At 47.1% G+C, this 22,306-nt stretch carries 18 protein-coding genes; 3 read left to right on the forward strand and 15 right to left on the reverse strand.

Features of this window, described 5'->3' with window-relative positions; genetic code table 11:
• Positions 1-17: 17 nt before the first annotated feature.
• The 4 genes from ACXAH6_RS03480 to ACXAH6_RS03495 all read right to left on the reverse strand — a co-directional run bounded on the left by ACXAH6_RS03480 (position 18) and on the right by ACXAH6_RS03495 (position 6,426).
• The gene (locus tag ACXAH6_RS03480; RefSeq protein WP_474875243.1) at positions 18-1,025 is read right to left on the reverse strand and encodes a cupin-like domain-containing protein; all 1,008 of its coding nucleotides are present in this window, start codon (positions 1,023-1,025) and stop codon (positions 18-20) included.
• 2 nt (positions 1,026-1,027) lie between these two features.
• On the reverse strand, positions 1,028-1,735 hold the full coding sequence (locus tag ACXAH6_RS03485) for a SapC family protein (protein ID WP_474875244.1): 708 nt from the start codon (positions 1,733-1,735) through the stop codon (positions 1,028-1,030).
• 26 nt (positions 1,736-1,761) lie between these two features.
• Positions 1,762-3,306, reverse strand: a complete 1,545-nt coding sequence (locus tag ACXAH6_RS03490; protein ID WP_474875245.1) for a tryptophan halogenase family protein — start codon at positions 3,304-3,306, stop codon at positions 1,762-1,764.
• A gap of 150 nt (positions 3,307-3,456) precedes the next feature.
• Positions 3,457-6,426: a TonB-dependent receptor gene (locus ACXAH6_RS03495; protein ID WP_474875246.1), complete on the reverse strand. Its 2,970-nt coding sequence runs from the start codon at positions 6,424-6,426 to the stop codon at positions 3,457-3,459.
• Between the two features lie 402 nt (positions 6,427-6,828).
• On the opposite strand from ACXAH6_RS03495, the gene ACXAH6_RS03500 reads away from it, so the two are divergent.
• Positions 6,829-8,076: a sugar MFS transporter gene (locus ACXAH6_RS03500; RefSeq protein ID WP_474875247.1), complete on the forward strand. Its 1,248-nt coding sequence runs from the start codon at positions 6,829-6,831 to the stop codon at positions 8,074-8,076.
• Positions 8,077-10,581, forward strand: a complete 2,505-nt coding sequence (locus tag ACXAH6_RS03505; RefSeq protein WP_474875248.1) for a glycoside hydrolase family 3 protein — start codon at positions 8,077-8,079, stop codon at positions 10,579-10,581. It begins immediately after the preceding gene.
• A gap of 69 nt (positions 10,582-10,650) precedes the next feature.
• Here ACXAH6_RS03505 and ACXAH6_RS03510 read toward each other — a convergent pair whose 3' ends face one another.
• The 9 genes from ACXAH6_RS03510 to ACXAH6_RS03550 form a co-directional block, all read right to left on the reverse strand.
• Entirely contained in the window at positions 10,651-11,457 is an 807-nt protein-coding gene (locus ACXAH6_RS03510; RefSeq protein ID WP_474875249.1) for a hypothetical protein, read from the reverse strand.
• A gap of 194 nt (positions 11,458-11,651) precedes the next feature.
• Positions 11,652-13,154 (reverse strand): ATP-binding cassette domain-containing protein, encoded by a 1,503-nt coding sequence (locus ACXAH6_RS03515; RefSeq protein WP_474875250.1) that lies wholly within the window; start codon positions 13,152-13,154, stop codon positions 11,652-11,654.
• Complete coding sequence (locus tag ACXAH6_RS03520) at positions 13,151-14,770, reverse strand: ATP-binding cassette domain-containing protein (protein ID WP_474875251.1); 1,620 nt, start codon at positions 14,768-14,770, stop codon at positions 13,151-13,153. Before ACXAH6_RS03520 ends, ACXAH6_RS03515 begins: the two co-directional genes overlap by 4 nt.
• A complete protein-coding gene (cydX, locus tag ACXAH6_RS03525) occupies positions 14,770-14,877 on the reverse strand; it encodes a cytochrome bd-I oxidase subunit CydX (protein WP_474875252.1) in 108 nt (35 codons plus the stop codon). Before cydX ends, ACXAH6_RS03520 begins: the two co-directional genes overlap by 1 nt.
• An 8-nt stretch (positions 14,878-14,885) precedes the next feature.
• Positions 14,886-16,022: a cytochrome d ubiquinol oxidase subunit II gene (gene cydB, locus ACXAH6_RS03530; RefSeq protein WP_474875253.1), complete on the reverse strand. Its 1,137-nt coding sequence runs from the start codon at positions 16,020-16,022 to the stop codon at positions 14,886-14,888.
• Positions 16,019-17,593 (reverse strand): cytochrome ubiquinol oxidase subunit I, encoded by a 1,575-nt coding sequence (locus ACXAH6_RS03535; protein ID WP_474875254.1) that lies wholly within the window; start codon positions 17,591-17,593, stop codon positions 16,019-16,021. Before ACXAH6_RS03535 ends, cydB begins: the two co-directional genes overlap by 4 nt.
• Positions 17,594-17,929: 336 nt before the next feature.
• Positions 17,930-18,628, reverse strand: coding sequence for a hypothetical protein (locus ACXAH6_RS03540; protein WP_474875255.1), 699 nt, complete (start codon positions 18,626-18,628; stop codon positions 17,930-17,932).
• Positions 18,616-19,374, reverse strand: coding sequence for a sulfite exporter TauE/SafE family protein (locus ACXAH6_RS03545; RefSeq protein ID WP_474875256.1), 759 nt, complete (start codon positions 19,372-19,374; stop codon positions 18,616-18,618). Before ACXAH6_RS03545 ends, ACXAH6_RS03540 begins: the two co-directional genes overlap by 13 nt.
• 151 nt (positions 19,375-19,525) lie before the next feature.
• Positions 19,526-19,708, reverse strand: a complete 183-nt coding sequence (locus tag ACXAH6_RS03550) for a hypothetical protein (RefSeq protein WP_474875257.1) — start codon at positions 19,706-19,708, stop codon at positions 19,526-19,528.
• Between the two features lie 201 nt (positions 19,709-19,909).
• Between ACXAH6_RS03550 and map the strand changes: the two genes are divergently transcribed.
• Complete coding sequence (map, locus tag ACXAH6_RS03555) at positions 19,910-20,686, forward strand: type I methionyl aminopeptidase (protein WP_474875258.1); 777 nt, start codon at positions 19,910-19,912, stop codon at positions 20,684-20,686.
• On the opposite strand, the gene ACXAH6_RS03560 is transcribed toward map, so the two are convergent.
• Together ACXAH6_RS03560 and ACXAH6_RS03565 are read right to left on the reverse strand one after the other, a co-directional pair.
• On the reverse strand, positions 20,683-21,273 hold the full coding sequence (locus ACXAH6_RS03560) for a Crp/Fnr family transcriptional regulator (protein ID WP_474875259.1): 591 nt from the start codon (positions 21,271-21,273) through the stop codon (positions 20,683-20,685). The genes map and ACXAH6_RS03560 overlap by 4 nt on opposite strands.
• Positions 21,254-22,186, reverse strand: coding sequence for a DMT family transporter (locus ACXAH6_RS03565; RefSeq protein ID WP_474875260.1), 933 nt, complete (start codon positions 22,184-22,186; stop codon positions 21,254-21,256). The genes ACXAH6_RS03560 and ACXAH6_RS03565 overlap by 20 nt, the downstream gene beginning before the upstream one ends.
• Positions 22,187-22,306: the final 120 nt, after the last annotated feature.

Here is a 22,306-nt window from a genome sequence, read left to right on the forward strand (position 1 = left end):
GCGTGGCAAAGTGACCACTACTGCTCTAAATGGTTAACTAACCAGGCTTTAAACTGGCGTAGTTGATTGTCGTCCAGTGCATCCAATGGCCCGCGCTGATGGGGCGGAATATGATCAAAACGATTGGCATCGTCACTGAACACCAAATGACTAAAAATTGCCTGCCACGCGTAACGCTGTTTGTCTGGTAATTGCCCTAAACTGATCAACGCGTGATACAGCGCATTTTCTGGGCGGCCAAGATAGGCAGGGGTTTCTCGCCACCAATAATTCACCAACATATTGATAGACGCCTCGCCTTCAATGTGGTGCCACCACATCGACGGAATATAAAGGGCGTCACCTGGATAGAGTTCAACCGAGAGTGCGGCGTCTAACGCGTGCTTAAATTTAGGGAAGCGCTGAAAATCTGGCTGCTTAAAATCCACTAAGCTTATCGCTTGACCCGCAGGCGTTAAGTGCAACGGACCTACATACAAATTCTCGATTTGATCTGGCGGGAATAGCGTTACTGTGCGCTTACCGGCGGTAACGCAAATTAAGTTTTCCGGTGCATCATAGTGCGCAGCAATACGACTTTTATTCCCGATCCAAAGGGTAGGCAATGGATCAAAAGCCTCCAGGCCAATAGGATTGTGGCTCAGCATATCCGGCAAGCAGGTATCCACAGTGGTAGAGCCTACATAAAGGGAATCTGGCTCTGCCTGCTCAGCTAAGGCCAGCAACTGCGACAACGCTTGTTTAAAAGGCATTCGCGAACGGGTGAAGTTAAAACCGGTGAGGTTGTGGTTGTAGAACATACGGCCGTGTTGGTTATGGGGCAAGTGCAAAGCATCGACTGTGCTATTCACATCGAATTGCAGTAAATACTCCACCAGCGCAGTATCGGAGATTTTTGCCGCTTGCACTAACGGCCAATCCGCCACTAATCCAGGTATCGCTTTGGGGCGCTCCCACTCTCCTAACGACTCACTCAAAGGCTTTCGCGCTAGGGATGACAGCGATACCACTTCAACAGCCTGCATAGTTAGCTCGCTTCTTTTGCTCGGCGACGTTCAACTAAGTCACGAATATGAGAGTGAGAGGCCAACATCATGTAAATATCACTGAGATAACCTTGTTGATGTAAATCGTGTAGGGTGGATGCATCTAATATCGCCAGCTTTTCTTCATTGATTGTGCTAAAGCCAGAAAGTCGATGGGTTTGCTCGTTATCGAGCGCCACATCCAATACGAAAGATTCGATCAGGTCTAGCGCCAATAGCGTATCAACAAAGGCTTTTACCGCGGCTTGGCTCTCGTGAATGGTACTGAGCACATTGGCAATGTTTTCGATGTAATCACTATTGCCACCATGAGATAGGAAAATCGCTTCACCGTCTTGGGTATTAATACGCGGGTCTGCCACATCAACATGAATAGATAACGACTCGCCTTGTTCACTTCGGCCAATTAAAAAGGGGCCTTTTTCTACCAACAATGGTCGATATTGCACGTCCCACTGTTGTTGCTTAACAAACAAGTTTTCTCCGCGCTCGAAGCCCAACAAAGCCACGGGCTGTAAGCTGTCATCCGCGCCCTTGGCAAACACGAGGGGATAATGCGCTTGTGCATGTCGAAACTCGACGGGGTAAACAGGCACGCAAAAATCGGGCGTTGCCCATTCTAAGCCAAACTTCTGTTGCACTCGCAAGGCCTGATGAGACACGTTGTTTAATAATTCATGTTGTGCCATTGAAAACTCCTACGCAACTGACGCACTTATTGCGCGAGCTGCTTTAAAAACTGTCTGTTAGTGGGCAAGCCGCTTAATTGCTGGCGCACACGTTGTAAATGTTGGGCATAAGCTTGCTGATGAGCTTGGGTATTTAGCGATTCTTGATAGGCTTTGCTGTATCGAGACGAGAACCCCATGCCGTATAACACAAACAAATAACTGGCTGCTGGGAATAACTCTTCACGCAAATCAAAATCTGAGGCAATAGGGCTACGGCTCTTCCACAACGTTAACCAGTCTTGTAGTTGTGTGGAACAGGAGCTCATGTCACGCATCTCTCGCCAATAAGGCGTTGCCTCGCGGTCACTCAATACGTAGTGAAGTTTGAGAAAGTCGATTATACGTTGCCAACGCTTGGAAAACGTTTGGTTGAACTGACGTCCAGCCGCTCCACATTCAAGTGATGTGCGGGGAAGCTGCTCCGCCACATGCAAAGCAGAGAGTTCAATCATCACAAGCGCGGAAGCTTCTAGGGGCTCAAGAAAACCCGCTGAAGTACCAATAGCTACGCAGTTTTCTACCCAAAGGGTATCTCGATACCCAGGTGTAAAGTTAATTCGGCGAGCATTGGCTACGTCAACATCTGCGGTTTTATCGTCATTAGCCAAATAACGCCCCAGCGTCATCCTTGCTTCGTCTTCACTGCAATGGGCTGAACTGAATACGTAACCCACGCCTTTGCGTGTGGGCAGCCCGATGTCCCAAATCCATCCGTGATCCTGAGCAGTAGAATGTGTAGACGATGCAATGTCGGTATCATCAGTCACATACGGCGCTTGAATGGCCACAGCAGTATCATTGGCCAATACATGATCACAAGGAGTGAGAGACACGCCATAGTGTTGACCAATTAAGTGGGCAGCGAACCCCGTACAATCAATAAAAAAGTCGCCTTCGATGACACCGTTTTCACGCCCCATCAACCCTGTGATGGGCGCTGATTGATCACCTATCACCTCATCTACGTGATCCACAATATGAATAACGCTTAGTTTTTCGGTAGCGTGGGATTTCAACAAGGTCGCAAACTTATTCGCATCAAGGTGATAACCATAATTAGCCACACCCGCATATGGCGGGGTTTGACGCTGCTTGGGCGCTAAATGGTAGTCACACAAAGAAGCTTGAGAACACACCGCATGGGCAAAATCCTGCTCACCGAGATACTCTTGCCACCATGCGGCAATATCACTTTCAAAGTAGCGAAACGGCAAACTAAAAGGGTGATAGTACTGATGTTCGGCAGTATCAAAACGCCAATTGTGAAAGCTGGTACCTTGCTTAAATGATGCATCGCACTGTCGCAAGAACTCGTGCTCGTCGATACCAATTTTTTGTAGGGTGCCACGCATTGTCGGCCAGGTACCTTCGCCCACGCCTAAAATGCTGACATCCGGAGATTCAACTAACGTGACGCTTATTTCATCATCGTGTTGATGTGCGGCTGCAATAATTGACGCGCTTAACCAACCAGCTGCGCCGCCTCCCACCACAACGATACGACGAATGGGTTTGTTCGCTTGTTGCATTATTTTGTCCCAATAACCTGATTGTGCGAGTCAGGTAGTTGTGTGCTTATGGGCTCAACTGTATCTGAACCGTAAATACTTTGTAAATAAAAGGGTGGAAAGTAAGCCGCTGCTCCCAACAGCGGCCACTTTTATTCAACAGTTTCGGGACTAGAAACTGTATCGCACACCCAGGTTATATCTCGGCTCACCATCATATATACCAATCAGGTTGTTTTTATGACGGCCGTGAGAGCGTTGATATTCATTGGTCACATTGATGCCCTCTGCGAACACAACAAGATTTTCAGTCACATCGTAGCTCACGTTAATATCAATCTGGCTATAGGCCTCTACGTAAGTAGGATTACGCTCGCCATTGCCATCCACGGTGCCGGATAAGAATTGATCACGCCAGTTCCATGCAATACGTACTTCCCACTCGTCTTTGTCGTAAAAGAATACAGCGTTAGCGGTATCACTCAGACCGAGCAACACGAATTGGTTAGACGCTTCACCTTTGTTGGTGTTGTAGTTGTCATACTTCACATCACCATCAACTAAGGTGTAGTTCACAATTGCACCGAAACCGGTGTCGCCGAACAGGTGCTGTACCGCAAATTCAAAACCGTCAACCTTGCGTTCATCAGCGTTAACGGGGAAGGAAATACTGTATTCCATCGCCGGATCTTCGCCTTCGATACCCACTATTTGCCCGTCGCTATTCACCCAACCTTGATCGACAAAGTAGGCGCGAATCTCCGTTGCGTTAGTGGTACCAAGGGCTTCAACCGCTTGGTTGTAACGCTCACCTTGACCAGGGTTAGGCAAGCCATAAACCGTATCGATGTAAGTATCACTACCAATAAAGTTATCTACGGTTTTATTGAAATAGCCCGCGGAAACATAGCTACCATCGGCATAGTAATATTCCGCCGAGAAGTCGATGTTGGTCGACTCAAATGGCAATAGGTTAGGGTTACCCACGTTACCCGTTCCACCCACTTGACGGGCAGGGTTAGCAATGGTTAAACCGCCTTGAATTTGATCATAACCCGGGCGCGTAATTGTTTGGCTGTACGATGCACGCAACACCACATCGTCGATGGGTTCAATGTTAAAGTCGATTGACGGCAGCAGATAGTCATAACCGCCGTCTAGGGTTTCGTAGGTACTGCCACTGCGCAACGCAGTAAACTCGTTGTCGCCCGACCACACTATAGTTGAATAAGTAGGAACGAGTGCCGTAGAGGTTACGTCAGTGTCTTCATAGCGCAAACCTGCAATTAAGTTCGCTGGCAAGTCGGCAATATCAAACTCCATATTGGCCTGCAAGTACACCGCCAATTGCTTTTCAGTGGTGCGGCGGTCAACCTCAAATTCGGGGTCCATGCATAACTCTGTACCACAAGGCCCCAAAATGTCGCCATTGGCAACGGCAATCGCTGAAACCGCACTTAAAAAGTCTTGCATGCTTGAAGCAAAATAGAACGGCTCTAGCATGTCGCCATTAGACCCCAACACATCGTCGAACGCCGAAGGCAGATCTTTTTGTACAAAAATATCGTCTGGGTAATCTTCTGGGCTGCCATAGCCACCCCAGGTATCACGCTGTGCGTTTGAATAGGCTGAACGGTTCTTTGCCTCCAAAGAAGACACACCAAAGTCGATGCTAGTCACAATACCTTGATCAAAAATATAGTTACCACTGAACTGATATTGTTTGATTTCTGACTTCATGATGCTGTTGCGGAAAGCCGTACCCGATGTCAGCATGCGAGAGGCATCAAGACCACTCACACCATCTGGGTAGGTGAACGACATCACGGGGAAATCCTGACTGTAATCAACGATGGTTGAAATACGGTCGAACTGTACGCCACTAATAACGTTGTCGCTGCCCAATTTGTTGCCTGGGCCAGCTTTTGCTTCAGAATGATGCGCATCAAATGCTAACGATAAGTTGTCGTTCACCATCCATTCTACATTTAAACCCAGAGAATTATTGGTGTTCTCTTGGGTCATATCACTGGTACCCATGCCAATATCGCAGCAGCTGGCATCACCGTAAATCACGGGGCCGATAATCGAGCCTTCGGTGTTTGTGCCTTGTGTGTATTCACCAGTCGTCGGTACGCCGTTAAACCACGCGGATAGCTGTTGACGTTTTGTGTGTACTTCCAGCTCTGAGTAGGTGTAATCAAGTGTTGCCGTTACGTCTTCAACCGGCCGATATTGCAATGTCAGTTGGCCATTCAAGCGCGTACGCTGAATTTCATTGAAGTTATACGCCAAGTTTCGAGGCACTTGATACACGTCGTTCTCTTGTGGAGGGTAAACAAAACTGCCGTCTTGTGGGAGTGATCCCCAATCGCCGCCATCGCCTTTAATGGTGTACCAACCACTCCCTGTTTCCGCACTCGCTGAACCACTATTACGCTTTTGATAACTACCGGTTAGCTGTACACCAAACTTGTCATCATCAAAGGTCTGGCTGTAAATACCCGATATTTCGGGCGTCATTTTGCTGCGTTCTTCGGTAGAGCCGTCGTAAACTGCTTTTACACCAACACTCGCTTTTAAACCGGGGTTACTCAAAGGCTTGGCAGTGACCAAATTTATCGTTGAACCTATCCCTCCAGTGGGCTGTGCAGCATGGCTGGTTTTATACACCTCAACGGCGGCAATTCCCTCAGATGCGAGGTTACCGAAATCGAAAGAGCGGGAAGAAGACGCCGACGTTGCATTGATCGATGCCGCCGGCATTTGACGACCATTCAAAGTCACCAAGTTATAATCTGGTCCAAAGCCTCGTACAGTAACACGGCTGCCTTCGCCGTTACTGCGATCTATCGACACCCCAGTAATACGCTGTAATGACTCAGCCAAGTTCGTATCGGGGAACTTACCCATGTCTTCGGCCGATATAGCGTCAACAACACCGCTCGACGAGCGCTTGATCAACATGGCTTTGGTTAAACTGTCTCGTATACCACTGACTTCGATAACTTCAAAGTCTGGGTTTTGTGTGTCCTGTTCTGTGTCTGCTTCTTGTGCCATCAAAGGTGAAGCCACAACCGCCCCAAAAATCAACGACAAACTCGTCGCGACGCGGGTTCTTGCAAATGTTCTCGTTATCATGTTTTTCCCCAGCATTGAGTCAGTAAACTCACACCCTGTTCATGACAACAATTCAGATACCTGAATAGACATTACACTCAGGTACTCTGCTCTCCTTGAGTGTGGGCACATCTAATTTCGACTGCGTATTGGTTGTTGAGATGATGATGCAAGCATCTGATTGCTTGTTTTTACCAACGCCCAAAAGGTTATCGTGGTGACAACCAAGTGAAAGCGCTTACAAAATAAGTTAATAAAAAGCACCTGTAAGCGCTTTCATATTACGTTACGCAGATCATTTTTGTAATGCAAGTGTTTTTATATTGTTAAAATAAAAAACAAACCCCGCAACAATGTAAGCGCTTGCATTTGAATATTTACTGCATATACTGCTCACAACAAATTAACAAAAGGTGTTTACCTATGGCGACGTCCAGTGCAGTAACACACGACAGCGTGACACATCAGCCACATTCAAACTTTATCTTTGCAACATTAACTTCCCTGTTTTTCATGTGGGGGTTGATCACGGCCATGAATGACGTGCTAATTCCGCATTTAAAGGCCCTATTCGACCTTACGTACACCCAAGCTATGTTAGTGCAATCATGTTTCTTTGGGGCCTATTTTTTAGTCTCAATTCCGGCCAGCGCGATTGTCAATCGCTTGGGGTATCAAAAAGGTATTGGTATTGGCCTGATCACTGCGGCACTGGGGTGTTTACTGTTTATACCTTCTGCGTTGTTCGCCACTTATGCGATGTTTCTCACAGCACTTTTTGTACTGGCCGCCGGCATCACACTGTTGCAAGTTGCGGCTAATCCACTGGTTACCATTATGGGTAAACCTGAAACCGCTTCAATGCGCCTCACGCTCACCCAGGCTTTTAACTCTTTAGGCACTACTATAGGCCCAATTATCGGTGGTATTTTGCTGTTCTCAGCGCACCATGTCACCTCTGCTCAAGCAGAAGCAAATTCAGTTATTGTGCCTTATCTAGGGCTTGCGCTAATCCTTATTGCGATGGCACTCACGATGATCAAAGTGAAATTGCCCTCACCTGAACAGCCAACCACATCTCACTCAAGCAACCCGTTAACTGTATTACAACACCGCCACCTGGCATTGGGCGTAATAGGTATTTTTTTATACGTCGGCGCAGAGGTCTCAATCGGGAGTTTTTTGGTCAATTATCTCGCTGCCCCTGACATTATGAACATGAGCCACACCCAAGCGTCGATATACCTCGGTTACTACTGGGGCGGTGCTATGGTTGGCCGTTTTGTTGGCGCTGCCGTTATGCAAAAAGTGAAGCCGGGCATTCTGCTGACATTCAATTGCACGATAAGCGTTGCTCTCATTGTGCTATCAGTGAACTCGTCGGGCGCATTGGCAGTGTGGAGTATTCTCGCCGTCGGTTTATTCAACTCGATTATGTTCCCTACTATTTTCAGTTTGGCGCTTCACGGCTTAGGTGGTGATACCGCAAAAGGCTCAGGTTTACTGTGTTTAGGCATCGTAGGAGGGGCGATTGTTCCCTTATTACAAGGCGTTGTAGCAGACAACATTGGCTTACAAGTGTCTTTCCTACTTCCTATTGTTTGTTATGTATTTATTGGTTACTACGGCGTATTTGGCTCTAAGCCCAGCGCACATCAAGGAGAAGCGTAAATGAGATCGCGTACTTTGAAAAAAACAGCGCTCGCTGCGTTCATTGGTTGCACACTGACGGCTTGTCAATCAAACACGCCTACAGAGAGTCGTACTCTTCCCCCCGCAGAAGATGCATCGGTACCGGATTTTTGGCCTAAGTTGCATACTGAAAAATTTTACAACGCCGAGGTTGAGGCCCGTGTAAGTGAAATCTTAAACGGAATGACTCTTGAGCAAAAAGTCGCACAAATTATGCAACCTGAGATTCGCGATATTTCTGTTGAAGATATGCGTCAATACGGTTTCGGTTCATATCTAAATGGCGGCGGTGCTTTTCCGAATAACAATAAACACGCAACACCTGAAGATTGGGTGGCCTTAGCAGAGGCCATGTATCAAGCATCCGTTGATGATAGCCTCGACGGCACTCGTATTCCTACTATGTGGGGAACCGACGCCGTTCACGGCCACAATAACGTGATTGGTGCCACCCTATTCCCACATAATATTGGATTAGGGGCGATGAACGACCCCACGCTGATTGAAAAAATCGCAGAGGCTACCGCCAAAGAAGTGCGTGCAACAGGCATCGATTGGATCTTCGCTCCAACCGTTGCTGTAGCCCGTGACGATCGCTGGGGCAGAACCTATGAAAGTTACTCAGAAGATCCTGACATTGTCGGCCGTTATGCCAACGCTATTGTCACTGGCCTGCAAGGCGATGTAACCGACGGCAATATTGATGACCAACACGTCATCTCTACGGTTAAACACTTTTTAGGAGACGGCGGCACAGAGGGAGGCGATGACCAAGGCAACAACTTAGCCTCTGAGGAAGCATTGTTCTCCATTCACGCTCAAGGCTATGTCGAAGGCCTAAACGCAGGGTCGCAATCAGTAATGGCTTCATTCAATAGCTGGCATGGCATTAAAAACCATGGCAGTAAGTACCTACTCACAAATGTACTCAAAGACAAAATGGGGTTCGACGGCTTCGTCGTAGGCGACTGGAACGGTCACGGGCAAATTGAAGGTTGCAGCAATGAAAGTTGCCCACAAGCGCTTAATGCGGGGCTAGATGTATACATGGTACCGACTGGCGCGTGGAAACCCCTTTATGAAAATACCATCGCCCAAGTAAAAAATGGTGATATTCCGTTGTCTCGCCTTGATGATGCCGTTCGTCGAGTACTGCGCGTTAAAGTAAGAGTGGGCTTGTTTGACTTACCGTCGCCTGCCAAACGTAAACTGTCGGGCAATGCCGAAATTATAGGTGCCAAAGCCCATCGAGACATTGCCCAAGAGGCTGTTCGCAAGTCGCTTGTGATGCTAAAAAACCACAACAATCTACTTCCTTTGCCACCACAAAGTCGAGTGTTGGTGGCTGGTGATGGTGCCGATAATATCGGCAAACAGTCGGGCGGTTGGACCATCACATGGCAGGGTACAGGTAATCAGAACAGTGATTTTCCTGGCGCCACGTCAATTTATTCAGGCATTGAACAAGCCGTCTCTGCGGCCGGAGGCACAACTGAACTTGCGGTTGATGGCAACTACGAGCAAAAGCCTGACGTGGCAATTGTCGTGTTTGGCGAAGAGCCTTATGCAGAGGGCAACGGCGACATTTCAAATGTAGAATATCAACGTGGTAACAAAACCGATCTTGCCTTATTGAACAAGCTCAAAGCGAAAGGTATTCCCGTAGTTTCTGTATTTATTACAGGGCGGCCGCTGTGGGTAAACCCTGAACTCAATGCATCAGATGCGTTTGTTGTTGCTTGGTTACCTGGGTCGGAAGGGCAAGGGGTTGCCGACGTACTGTTTACCCAAGCTGATGGCAGCTTGCATTACCCAATGCACGGCAAGCTGTCTTTCTCATGGCCAGCGGCACCGACACAAGCCCCTATTAATAAAGGCGATGGTCAAACACCGCTATTCGAATATGGCTTCGGTCTGGAATATGGCGAGCAAGATGCCTTAGGTGATAACCTTCAGGAATCTTTTAAAGTATTAAAAGACGGTGAGCAAGTGCACGCCTTGTATGCCCAAAGTGTACAGGCCCCTTGGACCATGTATTTACAAGCTGGCGATAAACAAGTACCCATGAACAGCAACTTAGTGGCTATTGATGGTTTGAACGTGCGCACAACAGATAAAGTGGTACAGGAAGATGCGATTCAAGTCGAATGGACGGGCAACAAAGGCAGTATCCTATTGAGCTCTGCGTTTCCCGAAGACATGCGTGATTATGCAGAAGAGAACAGCATGTTAACCTTTGATCTTAAACTGTCGTCCACCGCCAAGGGATTACGTATTGCAGCTGCTTGCAGTGCGGCATGTTACCCCGGACTAGAACTTACAGCGTATACCCAAGCAACAACTGCATGGCAAACCGTCACGATACCAGCAAAAGATTTTATCCAAGCTGGTGCTAACTTTTCGGAGGTATTCACTGCGCTCAAGGTGCAAAGTCATACCCCTACAACCATTACTCTATCGAATATTCGCTTTATTTCAGAATAGTCAGGGCTTGCAGTACCCACAAAAAAGGGCGTTCAATATGAACGCCCTTTGGGTATTTGCTGCGGTTTTTTATGCACGACGCATACGTCGTTGAGCCATAAATACGACCGCCATCAACATCAGTAACCAAGTTGCAGGGCTGTTCACTTCAACGGTTCTCAAACCCAAATTATCAACCAAGGTCTGCATATTTGTGTCACTGAATGCACGGTCGAGTAGGCGTTCACCATTTGGCATCGAAGTAGGAGACGCACCAGTCGCCATCAAGCCATAAGCCGATTCGCCGGGGTTTGTCGCTGTGCCGGTGGGGTGGTCTAAGCCAAGTGTATGGGCAATTTCGTGCGATAAAGTGCCTGCAATCGCATTCACAATCTCTTCAAAATCCCAGCCATCTACGGTAACGGAATACAAACCACTTAAAATATTGTTACTAAACACTGAGCCAACTACGCTTCCTGCTAATACGGTCTGACTCACAACACACGAATCACAAGCTAAGCCCAACGTACCATTGTAGCTGCTACTGCCGTAGCTGGTCACACTACCAATTTGAATCGCGTAATTGTCACTGTCTATGCTCGACACATCGGTTCCTATGGTAGCAACCATAAAGTCAATATCGAGTTGTTGATTAGAGGCGATAAAACTGTATGCCGTACTGTAGAAATCGTTTTCAACCGCGGCCACAATCGCATCGATTAAATCTTGAGTTTGCGATGTGTCAAAATAACTCGCCACGTTAAAATCGTCTGTTTCATTACCCCACAAATCAGACGAATTAAGGGATGTGAAATCGAGCGTAATGAGTAACGCATTCGCATTTGTCGACAGTACTGAAAACAGAATAGCGAATGACAATATAAACTTTTTAAACATGTAGAATTCTTCTCTGATACCAATGCACAAGCACGTACTTCTAATTGACGAATGTAAAGCAAAAGTTAAGCCATATTAGATACCACTTATGAATCAACTAATTAATGATAATCATTTTCAACAGACTTGCAACATGTAAAAAAAACTGACACTCAACAAAAGGATAACACTATTATTTACAGGGACTTACTGCTTTACTCTCCATCTAGGTCGATCATATTTTGGGGAACCAGAGCCGTCGGGAATACGTGAGAAGCCACGATCACAATACGGCCATGGCTGTATTTATTGAGTAGTTGCGCCATATTTTCAGCCGCGTTTTCGTCCAGCCCTTCAAAAGGTTCATCCACTAGCCAAACAGCAGCTTGATGCAACAGCGCTCTCGCGATCGCGAGTCGTTTGCGCTCACCACCCGATAAACTGCGCCCCCCTACACCAAGCCATTCGCCTAACTCCTCCAATGAATCCAGCCCAACTTGGCGCAAAGCATCCAGTAGTGTCTCGTCACTGGCATCAGGTGCCGACACTTTTAAATTATCGCGTAGGGTTGCTTGCAAAACTTCAGGCTGTTGCGAAATATACAGCCACCCGTCAACCAAACCAGGTGCCAACACTTCGTCATCGACCATGCGCATGCCTGTGGCCGAGGTCAAGCCCGCCACCGCTTTAAGCAACTGGCTTTTACCCGACCCACTACTGCCTTTAATCAGAGTAAGGGTGTGCTTTTGAAAACAACAAGATATCTCACCTGATGGGCTAAATTGCGGATGAAAGTTAACTAAACTCAAGGTGTGTTTTACTGGGTGTTTTTCCAACGGGGAGATAGGGGTAGTATCTAATTGAGCCAACGCCCGCTTGCCTTGGTACGCACGATTCAAGGCGGTTTGTACGGTTAGTGAACGGCCTAACCAATCACTTGCACTTAGCAGCATCATAGGAACAACCAACAGCAAAGGTTCACCCTTTACAAGCCCGTTGTTCATACACAGTATTACGATAAGCAAGCCCCACGCTACGCCCTGCAACAACCAAGAGGCAAGTAAACCTCGATAATGCTGCCGTTGGGTTAAAGCCCACATTGAATTTGCCGACGGCGTGGCCTTGTTTTGTGATGAACGTTGATCTAAATGCCAAATACTGCTACTGGCAAAATAGTGTTCTGACGAGTGACGAAATTGGCGCTCTTCCGTCACTTGCGCGATTGCGATGTTCAAACCCGTTATGGTTACCCACAAAAACGCTGCTAACCACGCCAAGGCCAACACTAAAGTAAGCAGTGAAAAGGGAATGGCTAACACAATAAAAGCAACAATACTCACCAGCAGCATCACAATGGCGCTGGCTTGCATTGCTACCCATCCAACCCATACAGCGGCAATAGATTCAGTGTGGGTTGCCAGGGCTTCTACCCCTTCGGCTCTCAGCGGAATGGCGGTAAATTTAAGACGAGAAAACAGCGCGTTTCTCAACCTTGCGGTTAACCCAAGCAAATGATGATGACCCACCCACATGTGGGCGTAACCAGAGGCGATCCGTAACAATGCCAATCCGCGGATCACGACAGCCGGCAACATGTAGTTGAAATTCACCGAAGCCACGGCACATGCTGCAATAAACCACGACGATACAATTAAAATAGCTAATCCACACACACCATGTATCACAGCTAACAACAAACCTAACCATGGAGACTTCATTGTGAGGTAACGACTCCCTTTTCAACCAGCCAAATTTGACTAAACCAAGCTTCAGGTAAAGGCTTATGCGATGCCCAAAGCAAGGTTTTTTGCGCGCCTAATTGCTTTATTAACGCCGACAATGCGTGATGTTGTTCCTCTGTAAGGTGTGCCGTTGGTTCGTCGAGTAGCCAGATGTCGGCCCCCGATAACAACAACCTAGCCAACGCCAGCCGCTGTGCTTGCCCGCCAGATAGAGGAGGATGCTCCCCCATCTCGGTATCAAGACCTTGAGGTAAGGCATCGAGCCAAGCTGCCAGCTCCACCGAACAAAGAGCAGACACTAACATTGCATCATCTAATAACTGCCCCATTGCGAGGTTGTCTCTTACGCTGCCCGGCAATACCACGGGGCTCTGCGTATAAAACCCAATGCGTTCTCGTTGTGGGTGAAACCGATGGGAACTCGGTCTCTGGCCAGCAAGCGCTTCAAGAACAAGTGTTTTTCCGCTGCCAGAATGCCCATTAAGGCGAATACAATCACCACTGTTGATATGTAACGATTCAGCAGTGACCAAACTATCACCAACCGAAAAACCAGTAATGGGGCTATTGAGTAATACTGTATTTTCTACCTGCTTCAGACACGCGCTTTCTAAGTTGAATAAAGTGTCTAAATCTTCTCTTGCCACCTCAGCTTGTGCCTTTTGATGGTAATACTGACCAAGCGCCTTTAGCTCTGAAAACAGCAGCGGTGCGGTGAGTAGTAACCACAACCCGGTATTCAACGCCAATTCAGGCCCAAGCGAAAATTCACCCAGCAAACTAAAACCGATAAATACCGCGATCAGTGCCACCGCGATGGTAGAAAAAAAGTCCAGAACAGAGCTGGATAGAAACGCCACACTCACCACTTTCATTGTGCGTTCGTTTAGATTCAAACTGGCATTGTGCAGTCTTGTTTGTTCTCTGTCGTGCGCCCGAAAGCTCGCTAGCATAGGCAGCGCCGCCAAACGGTCGACAAACATACCACCCAATCGTGTTAGTGCATTAAAGTGTTTGCGCTGCAAACTAGCCGCGCCTTTACCCACAATAATCATAAACAAAGGTACGACTGGCATAGTGAACAATAAACTGGCGCCAATCACGCTGTTAACAGGGAAGATAACCAATAAAGTGAGAAACGGTGCGACGCCCGCAACTATTTGTTGAGCTTGATAGTCATAACGCCAATCGGCTAATGCTGGAATGTGTTTTAGCCAAACACTTTGCCAATAAAAACTACTTTGTTGTCGAATCAGTGCGTGCTGTTGATGCTCAAAAGTCGCGATTAAGCGCTGCTGCAGAGCCTGCTGCAATCGCATTTTCGCTCTCGATACCCCGTTGTCTATGATGCCTTGTACACACCAAGCACTGAACAAAAGGATTGTGAGTACCACAATGGTGTTAAAAGGCGCGGCTTCACCTTCTACCACCCATGCTTGAAATACCTGAGCAAACCACCAATAAGCGCCAACAAGTAAACTCAAACGAATTAATTTAAGACTAATAAAAAACATCAGGGTGCTACGTGAAGCAGCACCCTGATTGGCGACCTGACGGTCGAACCACTTAGCTAAAGATAGAGGTTGTTCCACTACTCTTCCGGACGATCCAAGTTTTCTGTGCTTTCCAACCACATTGCATTAATAATCCCAAATGCACAAGCCAGTAACACTCCAAGAATCCAAGTAAAATACCACATATTGCCTCCTAGTAGATGGCGTGAGATTGATTCAGGTCGCTATTTTTAATGCGGCCGCGCATAACGTAGAAACCGTAAATGGTATAGCCTAAAACAATAGGTACGAATACACAGGCTACGCCGAACATAATTTTCAATGTTAAGACGCTTGAGGTCGCATCCCACACGGTCAAACTAGATACCGGAGAAGTCACACTAGGCATTAAGAACGGGAACATGCTGAAACCCGCAGTTAAAATAACGCCAGCGATAGTCAATGAACTGCACACAAAGGCCCAGCCTGGCTTGCCCACTTTAGAGAAGAAGGCACAGCCCAGTGCAGCCACAATACCCAAAACTGGTGCGATCACCATCCAAGGATATTTGCCATAGTTGTTCATCCATGCACCGGCTTCAATGGCGACGGTTTTGTGTAGAGGATTAGAGGTTGCCATTGTATCTACCGCTGAGGTGATAACGAAACCGTCTAAACCGAATGCTACCCACAAACCCGCTAAGATAAATAGCACAGCAGTAACCAGTGAAAGAATCACAGATGTCGCACGAGCGCGTACTTCTAGGAAACCGTCGGTCTTCATTTGTAACCACGTTGCGCCGTGATTCAAAATCATCGCCACAGACACTAGCCCAGTTAGCAAAGCAAAGGGGGTTAACAAGCCAAAGAAAGAACCTGTGTAAGTTGATTTAAGCGTGCTGTCTAATTCAAACGGAACGCCCAATAACAAGTTACCGAATGCCACACCAAAAATTAGCGAAGGCACAAAACCACCGGCAAACAATGCCCAGTCCCAACCCGTACGCCATTTTTTATCTGGCAATTTGCTACGATAGTCGAAGCCGATAGGACGCATCCATAAGGCAATCAAGGTTAATGCCAGTGCAAGGTAAAAACCCGAAAATGCAGCGGCGTAAATCATTGGCCATGCGGCGAAAATTGCACCACCAGCAGTGATAAACCAAACTTGGTTACCATCCCAGTGAGGGCCGATTGTGTTGATCATGACTCGGCGTTCATCGTCGTTTTTACCAATAATGGTTAACAACGCACCCACACCCAAATCAAAGCCATCAGTGACAGCGAAGCCAATGAGAAGGACACCAACCAGTACCCACCAAATCACGCGTAATACTTCATAATCGATCATGCGTTTGCTCCTTTAATATCCAGACCCAATGCATCATCTTCCTGTACTTCGTCTTTAGGTGGTACAGGGCCTTTTTTAGCGAATTTTTTCATCAAGTAGAAACTAATCACAAACATCACACCGTAGAACAGGGTATAAGCGATGAGTGTGATCACAATATCACTGACTGCTAGGTTAGAGGCTGACGCATGCACCGGAAGCACTTCAGCGATTGACCAAGGCTGACGACCATATTCCGCCACGAACCAACCTGCTTCACAGGCAATCCAAGGCAGTGGCAGTGCCCACAATGCAGATTTTAGCAACCAACGAGGTTGGGTGATTTTGTGTTGTGTGCTGTAGTAGAACGCACAGATAAACAAGACCAACATCAAGAATCCAGATACCACCATCAAGCGGAAGCTCCAGAATAGAGGGGCAACAGGCGGAATACTGTAATCAACCGCTTTCTCCAGTGCTTCGGGTGTAGGTTGAGTAATGTCTTTTGTAAATGGTTGTAATAACATCGCGTAGCCGAGGTCACCTTTGTTTTGTTCAAACGTTGCTAACTCAGCGTCTGTTGCTATGCCATTTTGTACTTTATCAAGTTGCTCATACGCCTGCAGACCAGAAAGAATACGTTCGCGATGAATGTCTTTCAGGTCTTTAATACCGATGACTTCTTCATCCAAAGAACGCGTCGCGATAATCCCCATCAACCATGGAATTTGCAGTGCGTATTCGGTTTTCTCTTCTTCGTCATTAGGCAAGCCGAAGACAGTGAAAGGCGCTGGCGCTGGATGAGTTTCATACTCTGCTTCAACAGCGGCGAGTTTCACTCTTTGCACATCACCCATTTCGTAACCACTTTCGTCACCCAAGATGATCACTGAAAGTGTTGCCGCTAAACCAAAGCTAGCTGCAATCGCGAATGAGCGACGAGCAAAGGCAATGTGTTTGTGTTTGAGCAGGTAGTAGCTAGAAATCGCTAACACGAAAATTGCACCGGTAACGTAACCGGCTGATACTGTGTGAACGAATTTAACCTGGGCTACCGGGTTGAAAATAACATCAGCAAAGCTGGTCATTTCCATACGCATTGATTCAACATTGAACTCAGCACCCACGGGGTTTTGCATCCAACCGTTGGCGATCAAAATCCACAACGCAGAGAAGTTTGAGCCCAATGCGACTAACCAAGTCGCCATCAAGTGCTTCACTTTTGACATTTTGTCCCAACCGAAGAAGAACAAACCCACAAAAGTAGACTCGAGGAAGAAAGCCATTAAGCCTTCAATTGCCAGAGGGGCACCAAAAATATCACCCACATAGTGTGAGTAATATGACCAGTTCATTCCGAATTGGAACTCCATGGTCAAGCCGGTTGCCACACCGATTGCGAAGTTGATCCCAAACAATTTACCCCAGAATTGAGTCATTTGTTTGTAGATCTCTTTGCCGGTCATGACATAAACCGACTCCATGATCGCAAGAAGGAAAGTCATTCCCAGTGTAAGTGGGACGAATATGAAGTGAAACATTGCGGTTAACGCAAATTGCCACCGCGATAGTTCTATTAACGTATCGCTCATGGATTGCTCCTTAGTTTAAGTAGAATAAATCTGTTTGCTTTTAGTTTTGCAGCAGGCGTTTGGCGTATCGAAAATTCGGTGCGTTGTGGTCGCTGCGAAATGCATTAGCAATTTCTTATATAGAGGATATAGGAAGTCAGCTTTTGAAGACTTGTGCCAGATCAAGATTTAGAACAACTAGGGAGCAACTCATCTCATGTTAACGTTGAATTATCGTATTTATTGATCTATCGCAAGCTTCTAAGCTTGCGACAAAACAGGAAATACTTCATACAATTCAACATGTTAAAAACATGTTATCGAGCGCCAAATCAAGAGATAAAAGTACAATTTAAATTAAATATCACCGATGACAAGTAAGGGGAAGGAAGCAGGAGATTGAGGCTCCCAAGGCGTATCGTTCATCATTTTTATATCTACACCAAGTTTAGCCAAAGCCTTGACTGAGTAAGTCCATCCCCGGGCCTTTTGCTGTTTAGCAACCGCGATCAAGGCTTTTGACAAACCAATAGTCATAATATCAGGAGAGACACCCAAAGCGGCATAAAAGTCCTTTTCTCGGGCCTCAGCTCGCTCAATCAAGTTGTCGTAGTAAGTTCTTAGCTTGAGCCACTCGGCCTCACGTTCATCGCCAGTTAAATGTCTCACCATGGCGTCAATATCACTATCGCGCCAATACGCAGACGCCGCGTTACCGTGCCAGCCGATAGTAGCTTTTTCACCAACGAAAATCTGCTGCCCTGAAATGAGTACATAATTCGCACAGGACGAAAAGCAAAACCTGTCCACAATTACATCTAGGTGCTGCTTTTGCACAAACTCGCCCAGCGACATGCCATCCATCACTTGGCCACCACCGCTTGAAATATAAAGTGCTGTGGGTTTTGTCGTTGCACTGTTATACAAATCAAACGCACGCTGATTTTGCGCCTCGGTAATTTGCCCTGTATAGCGTAATTCACTGCCGTTAATAACCACTTTGGCCCATGCAGGAGAAAGATAAACACACAATAAAACAACCGCTAACCTAACCAATGCCAAACACCTTCTATTAATAGCCTTGCGGCCAACAAACTTAGTATGATTTTAAAACCTGATTTGAACCGTTCAGACGGGATGCGCTTGAGCACTTTAAGCCCAATGTAGGTGCCTAGTGCGCCACTTGCGATCATGGCGATGATCAATGGTAACCATGCCCAAAACGCAAAACCAATGCCCCAGAACACCACGGCTTTCAGGCCATGCTGAAAGGTCATGCACGCCGCAAATGTGGCCGTCAACGTCATTTTTGAATAGTTGTTACGATGCACAAATGTGGCAACCAACGGGCCTGTCGCGCCGACAAACATAGACACGAATGTGGTAAAAGCTCCCGCCATAAATGTGCCCTTAGGTGACATTTCTTTCGCTTTGGGCTTTGGTCCCCACAACATGTACAGCAAGAACGCACCAATAGAAATTTGAATGAATGTCAGAGGCAATTGCACCACAACCAGCGACGCGATAATGGCCCCTAATAACGTACCTAAGGCGAATAGCTTAAACATTTGGCCATCGATATGTTTAGATGTCATCAATGCCCGATTGCCATTAGAACCCAATTGCACCAAACCATGTACCGGTATTAACGCTGCAATTGGCAACACAGAGGCCATGACAACCAACAAAAGCATTCCACCGCCAATGCCCAGTGCAGCGGTCATCATCGACGTCAGCCCTGCCGTCACAATTAACAGCACAATGAGACTAGTAGACAACTCTCCAGCGGAAAGAAATTCCATACAAGGTCCGAAATTCGCAAGCGCGGTGGGCAATGCACCCGAGCGGTTCAACAAGGTGCATTAAAAAATACGGGAGGGGTTGAAACAGCGCAAGGTACGCGCTGTAAAAATATAATAAACAGCACGTAACCGTTGAATCATTATACAAAAATTACTGCATTAGCTGTTGCTTACGCTCATCACGAGCTTTAATACGTTGAGCGCGGCTTCGGCCCATAATACCCAGCCAAAATACGGTTTCGCTGAGCGCGCCGACAACCAAAGCGGCCATGATGCCCTTTTCAAAACCTATCAGATAACACGCAAGTGCTATGACAAGTGCTAGTACAATCATCCAAACTCGCACGACCATTACCCCGCTATTTAATCGTAGATATCCTCACAGCGGCCTTTTATGACTCATCAATTGAGCAACAATGTGATAAAAGGTCGCCATTACTGTTAATGTATTATGGACCTCAAACTCTATTTTTACAGTTTGGCTTTGTAACAATTTTTTTCGGGCAACAAACAGCCCTCTTTTAGGTAGCATTTAATGACTGAAGTCGTGATCAAATCGGTAGAAGCCCAACAAGCTATGCGCCACGCAGGACAACTACTCGCACAAGTATTTGCCGCATTAGACGCCATCATTGAACCGGGTATTACTACTATGCGCATCAATGATTTTGTAGAAGCCTATATCACGCAAGATCTGGCTTCTCGTCCTGCCAGCAAAGGGCAGTATGGTTACCCGTATGCCCTGAATACATCGATTAACGAAGTCGTTTGCCACGGTATGCCGTCGGAAGCGCGTAAGCTTAAAAACGGCGACATTATCAACGTAGATATCACGCTAGAGAAAAACGGCTACATCTCAGATTCAAGCAAAATGTACATGATTGGCTCGGTTAGCCCAATAGCCAAAAAGTTGGTTGATGTCACCTATGAAGCCATGTGGGCGGGTATCAAACAAGTGAAACCCGGCGCTACACTGGGTGATGTGGGCTATGCGATTCAGGCTCATGCTGAAAAAAATGGGTTTTCTGTTGTGCGAGATTTTTGTGGGCACGGCATAGGCCAGGAAATGCATGAAGCACCTGAAGTATTACACACAGGACGCAAAGGCCAAGGCGATGTACTTCGGGAAGGCATGACCTTCACCATTGAACCAATGATCAATCAAGGTTCAGCGCGAACCAAAATCAAACGCGATGGCTGGACCGCGATTACCCGCGATAAAAAATTATCGGCGCAATGGGAGCATACGGTTTTGGTCACCGCAGAGGGTGTGGAAGTACTGACACTACGAGAAGAAGAAAAACAGGCCTAATTGCCTAATTTAAGCTGTGCTCGAATTCGGCTTAACGCTACCGGCGTGATACCAATGTAAGCAGCAATTTGTTGCTTGGGTAAGGTGTCACGCAACTCAGGGTAGGCTTCGCAAAAATCAACATAACGCCGAGTTGCAGTATGCGTCGCCATACTGCTCTCTTTTAATTCTTTATTGATAAAAATCGATTCGAGGAAGCGTGCGTATGCATGCATAAACGCAAGATCCTGACACATGGTGCGATAAAACGGCGCCCATGCACATGTAACCACTTCACATGGCTCAAGGGCTTCAATGGTAAACGGCGCGGGTTCATTTTGCGTCATCGCGCGGGTAGAACCAATCATTCGCGGGCCTTTAATCAGAGTTTGTGTGTATTCTTTGCCTTTCTCCGACACACTGAAATAACGCACTAAGCCGCGGTTCAAAAAGCACAAACGATTAGCTGGCTGGCCTTGTCGAAATACACAGTCGCCTTTTGCCAATACCCGCTTATCGAACGGCACATCCAATCGCGACCAATCAATTCCGGCCTGATAACGGTCGAAAAAAGCGGTGAGTTCTGCTTTAAGCAGTTGCTGTTCCATGCTGAGACACTCTTTTTGGCGTAGCACTCGCATCGATCATCACAAGCGCCGTTAATACCAATAGTGTGCCAACGACAAAGCCAACAGACAAGACTTGCCAAGCCATCTGTTCAATCGCCACATAACCTGCCACCCAAATCGGAATGGTATAGCTGAAAGCAAGCAAACGAGAAGCGCCAGACTCGCTAACGATCCTCTGTTGGATCACAAATGACAACAAGGTAGTAAACAAACTCAAATAACCAAGCAGCCCCCAAAACGCGGGCGCATGCCATTGCACCAAAGACAGCTCGCCCCACAAGACTGTTGCGGGTATTAGCCACAGGGTTCCGAAGAACAGAATGCGGTAAGCGCCAATAAAAGCTGGGACTTTAGCCGCCCAAAGCTGTATTGCCACCACATGAAAAGCCAGCAAAACACAGGCCCCAAGATAGATTGCATCACCCGTGTGCCACGTGAGGGTGCCGCTGCGTGTAAAGAGTAGCACAGTTATAGCTCCGCCAGACCCCAACAGATAACCCAGCCACTGTCGCTTACGCGTTTTAACACCTGCAATCAAAGCCAGCACTGCACCGATTAACGGCACTAGGGTGTAGATCACTGATGTATTCAACGACGTTGTCGTTTGCAATGCAGTGAATAAACCAATGAAAAAAGCCACCAAAGCGCCACTGATAATCGCATATTGAACGGCCACTTTTCGGCTTGGGAACAACCCATGAGTCACCGCTGGCCCCTGTTTTTTGGCCAAGAGATAAAAAGGCGTCATCAATAGCAAAGACAAGCCAAAACGCAGCCCTGTCGTCGCGATAGGCGAAGCGTAGGGCGTAATCATTGCCGACACCACAAACGACGATGCCATTAACCACGCCCACAACACCGCTAATACAACAGAAGACCACTTCGTCATCATGATTTTTCATCTCTAAAAACACTATGTGGGCCATAGTAGTCGCCTCTGGAGATAAAAGAATTAACCTAGGTTAAGTGACGGGAAAAATAGTAAAGACTAAATCGCCGCCAGCATTGCACT

It is taken from the genome of Alteromonas sp. ABE4_545, assembly GCF_056161325.1.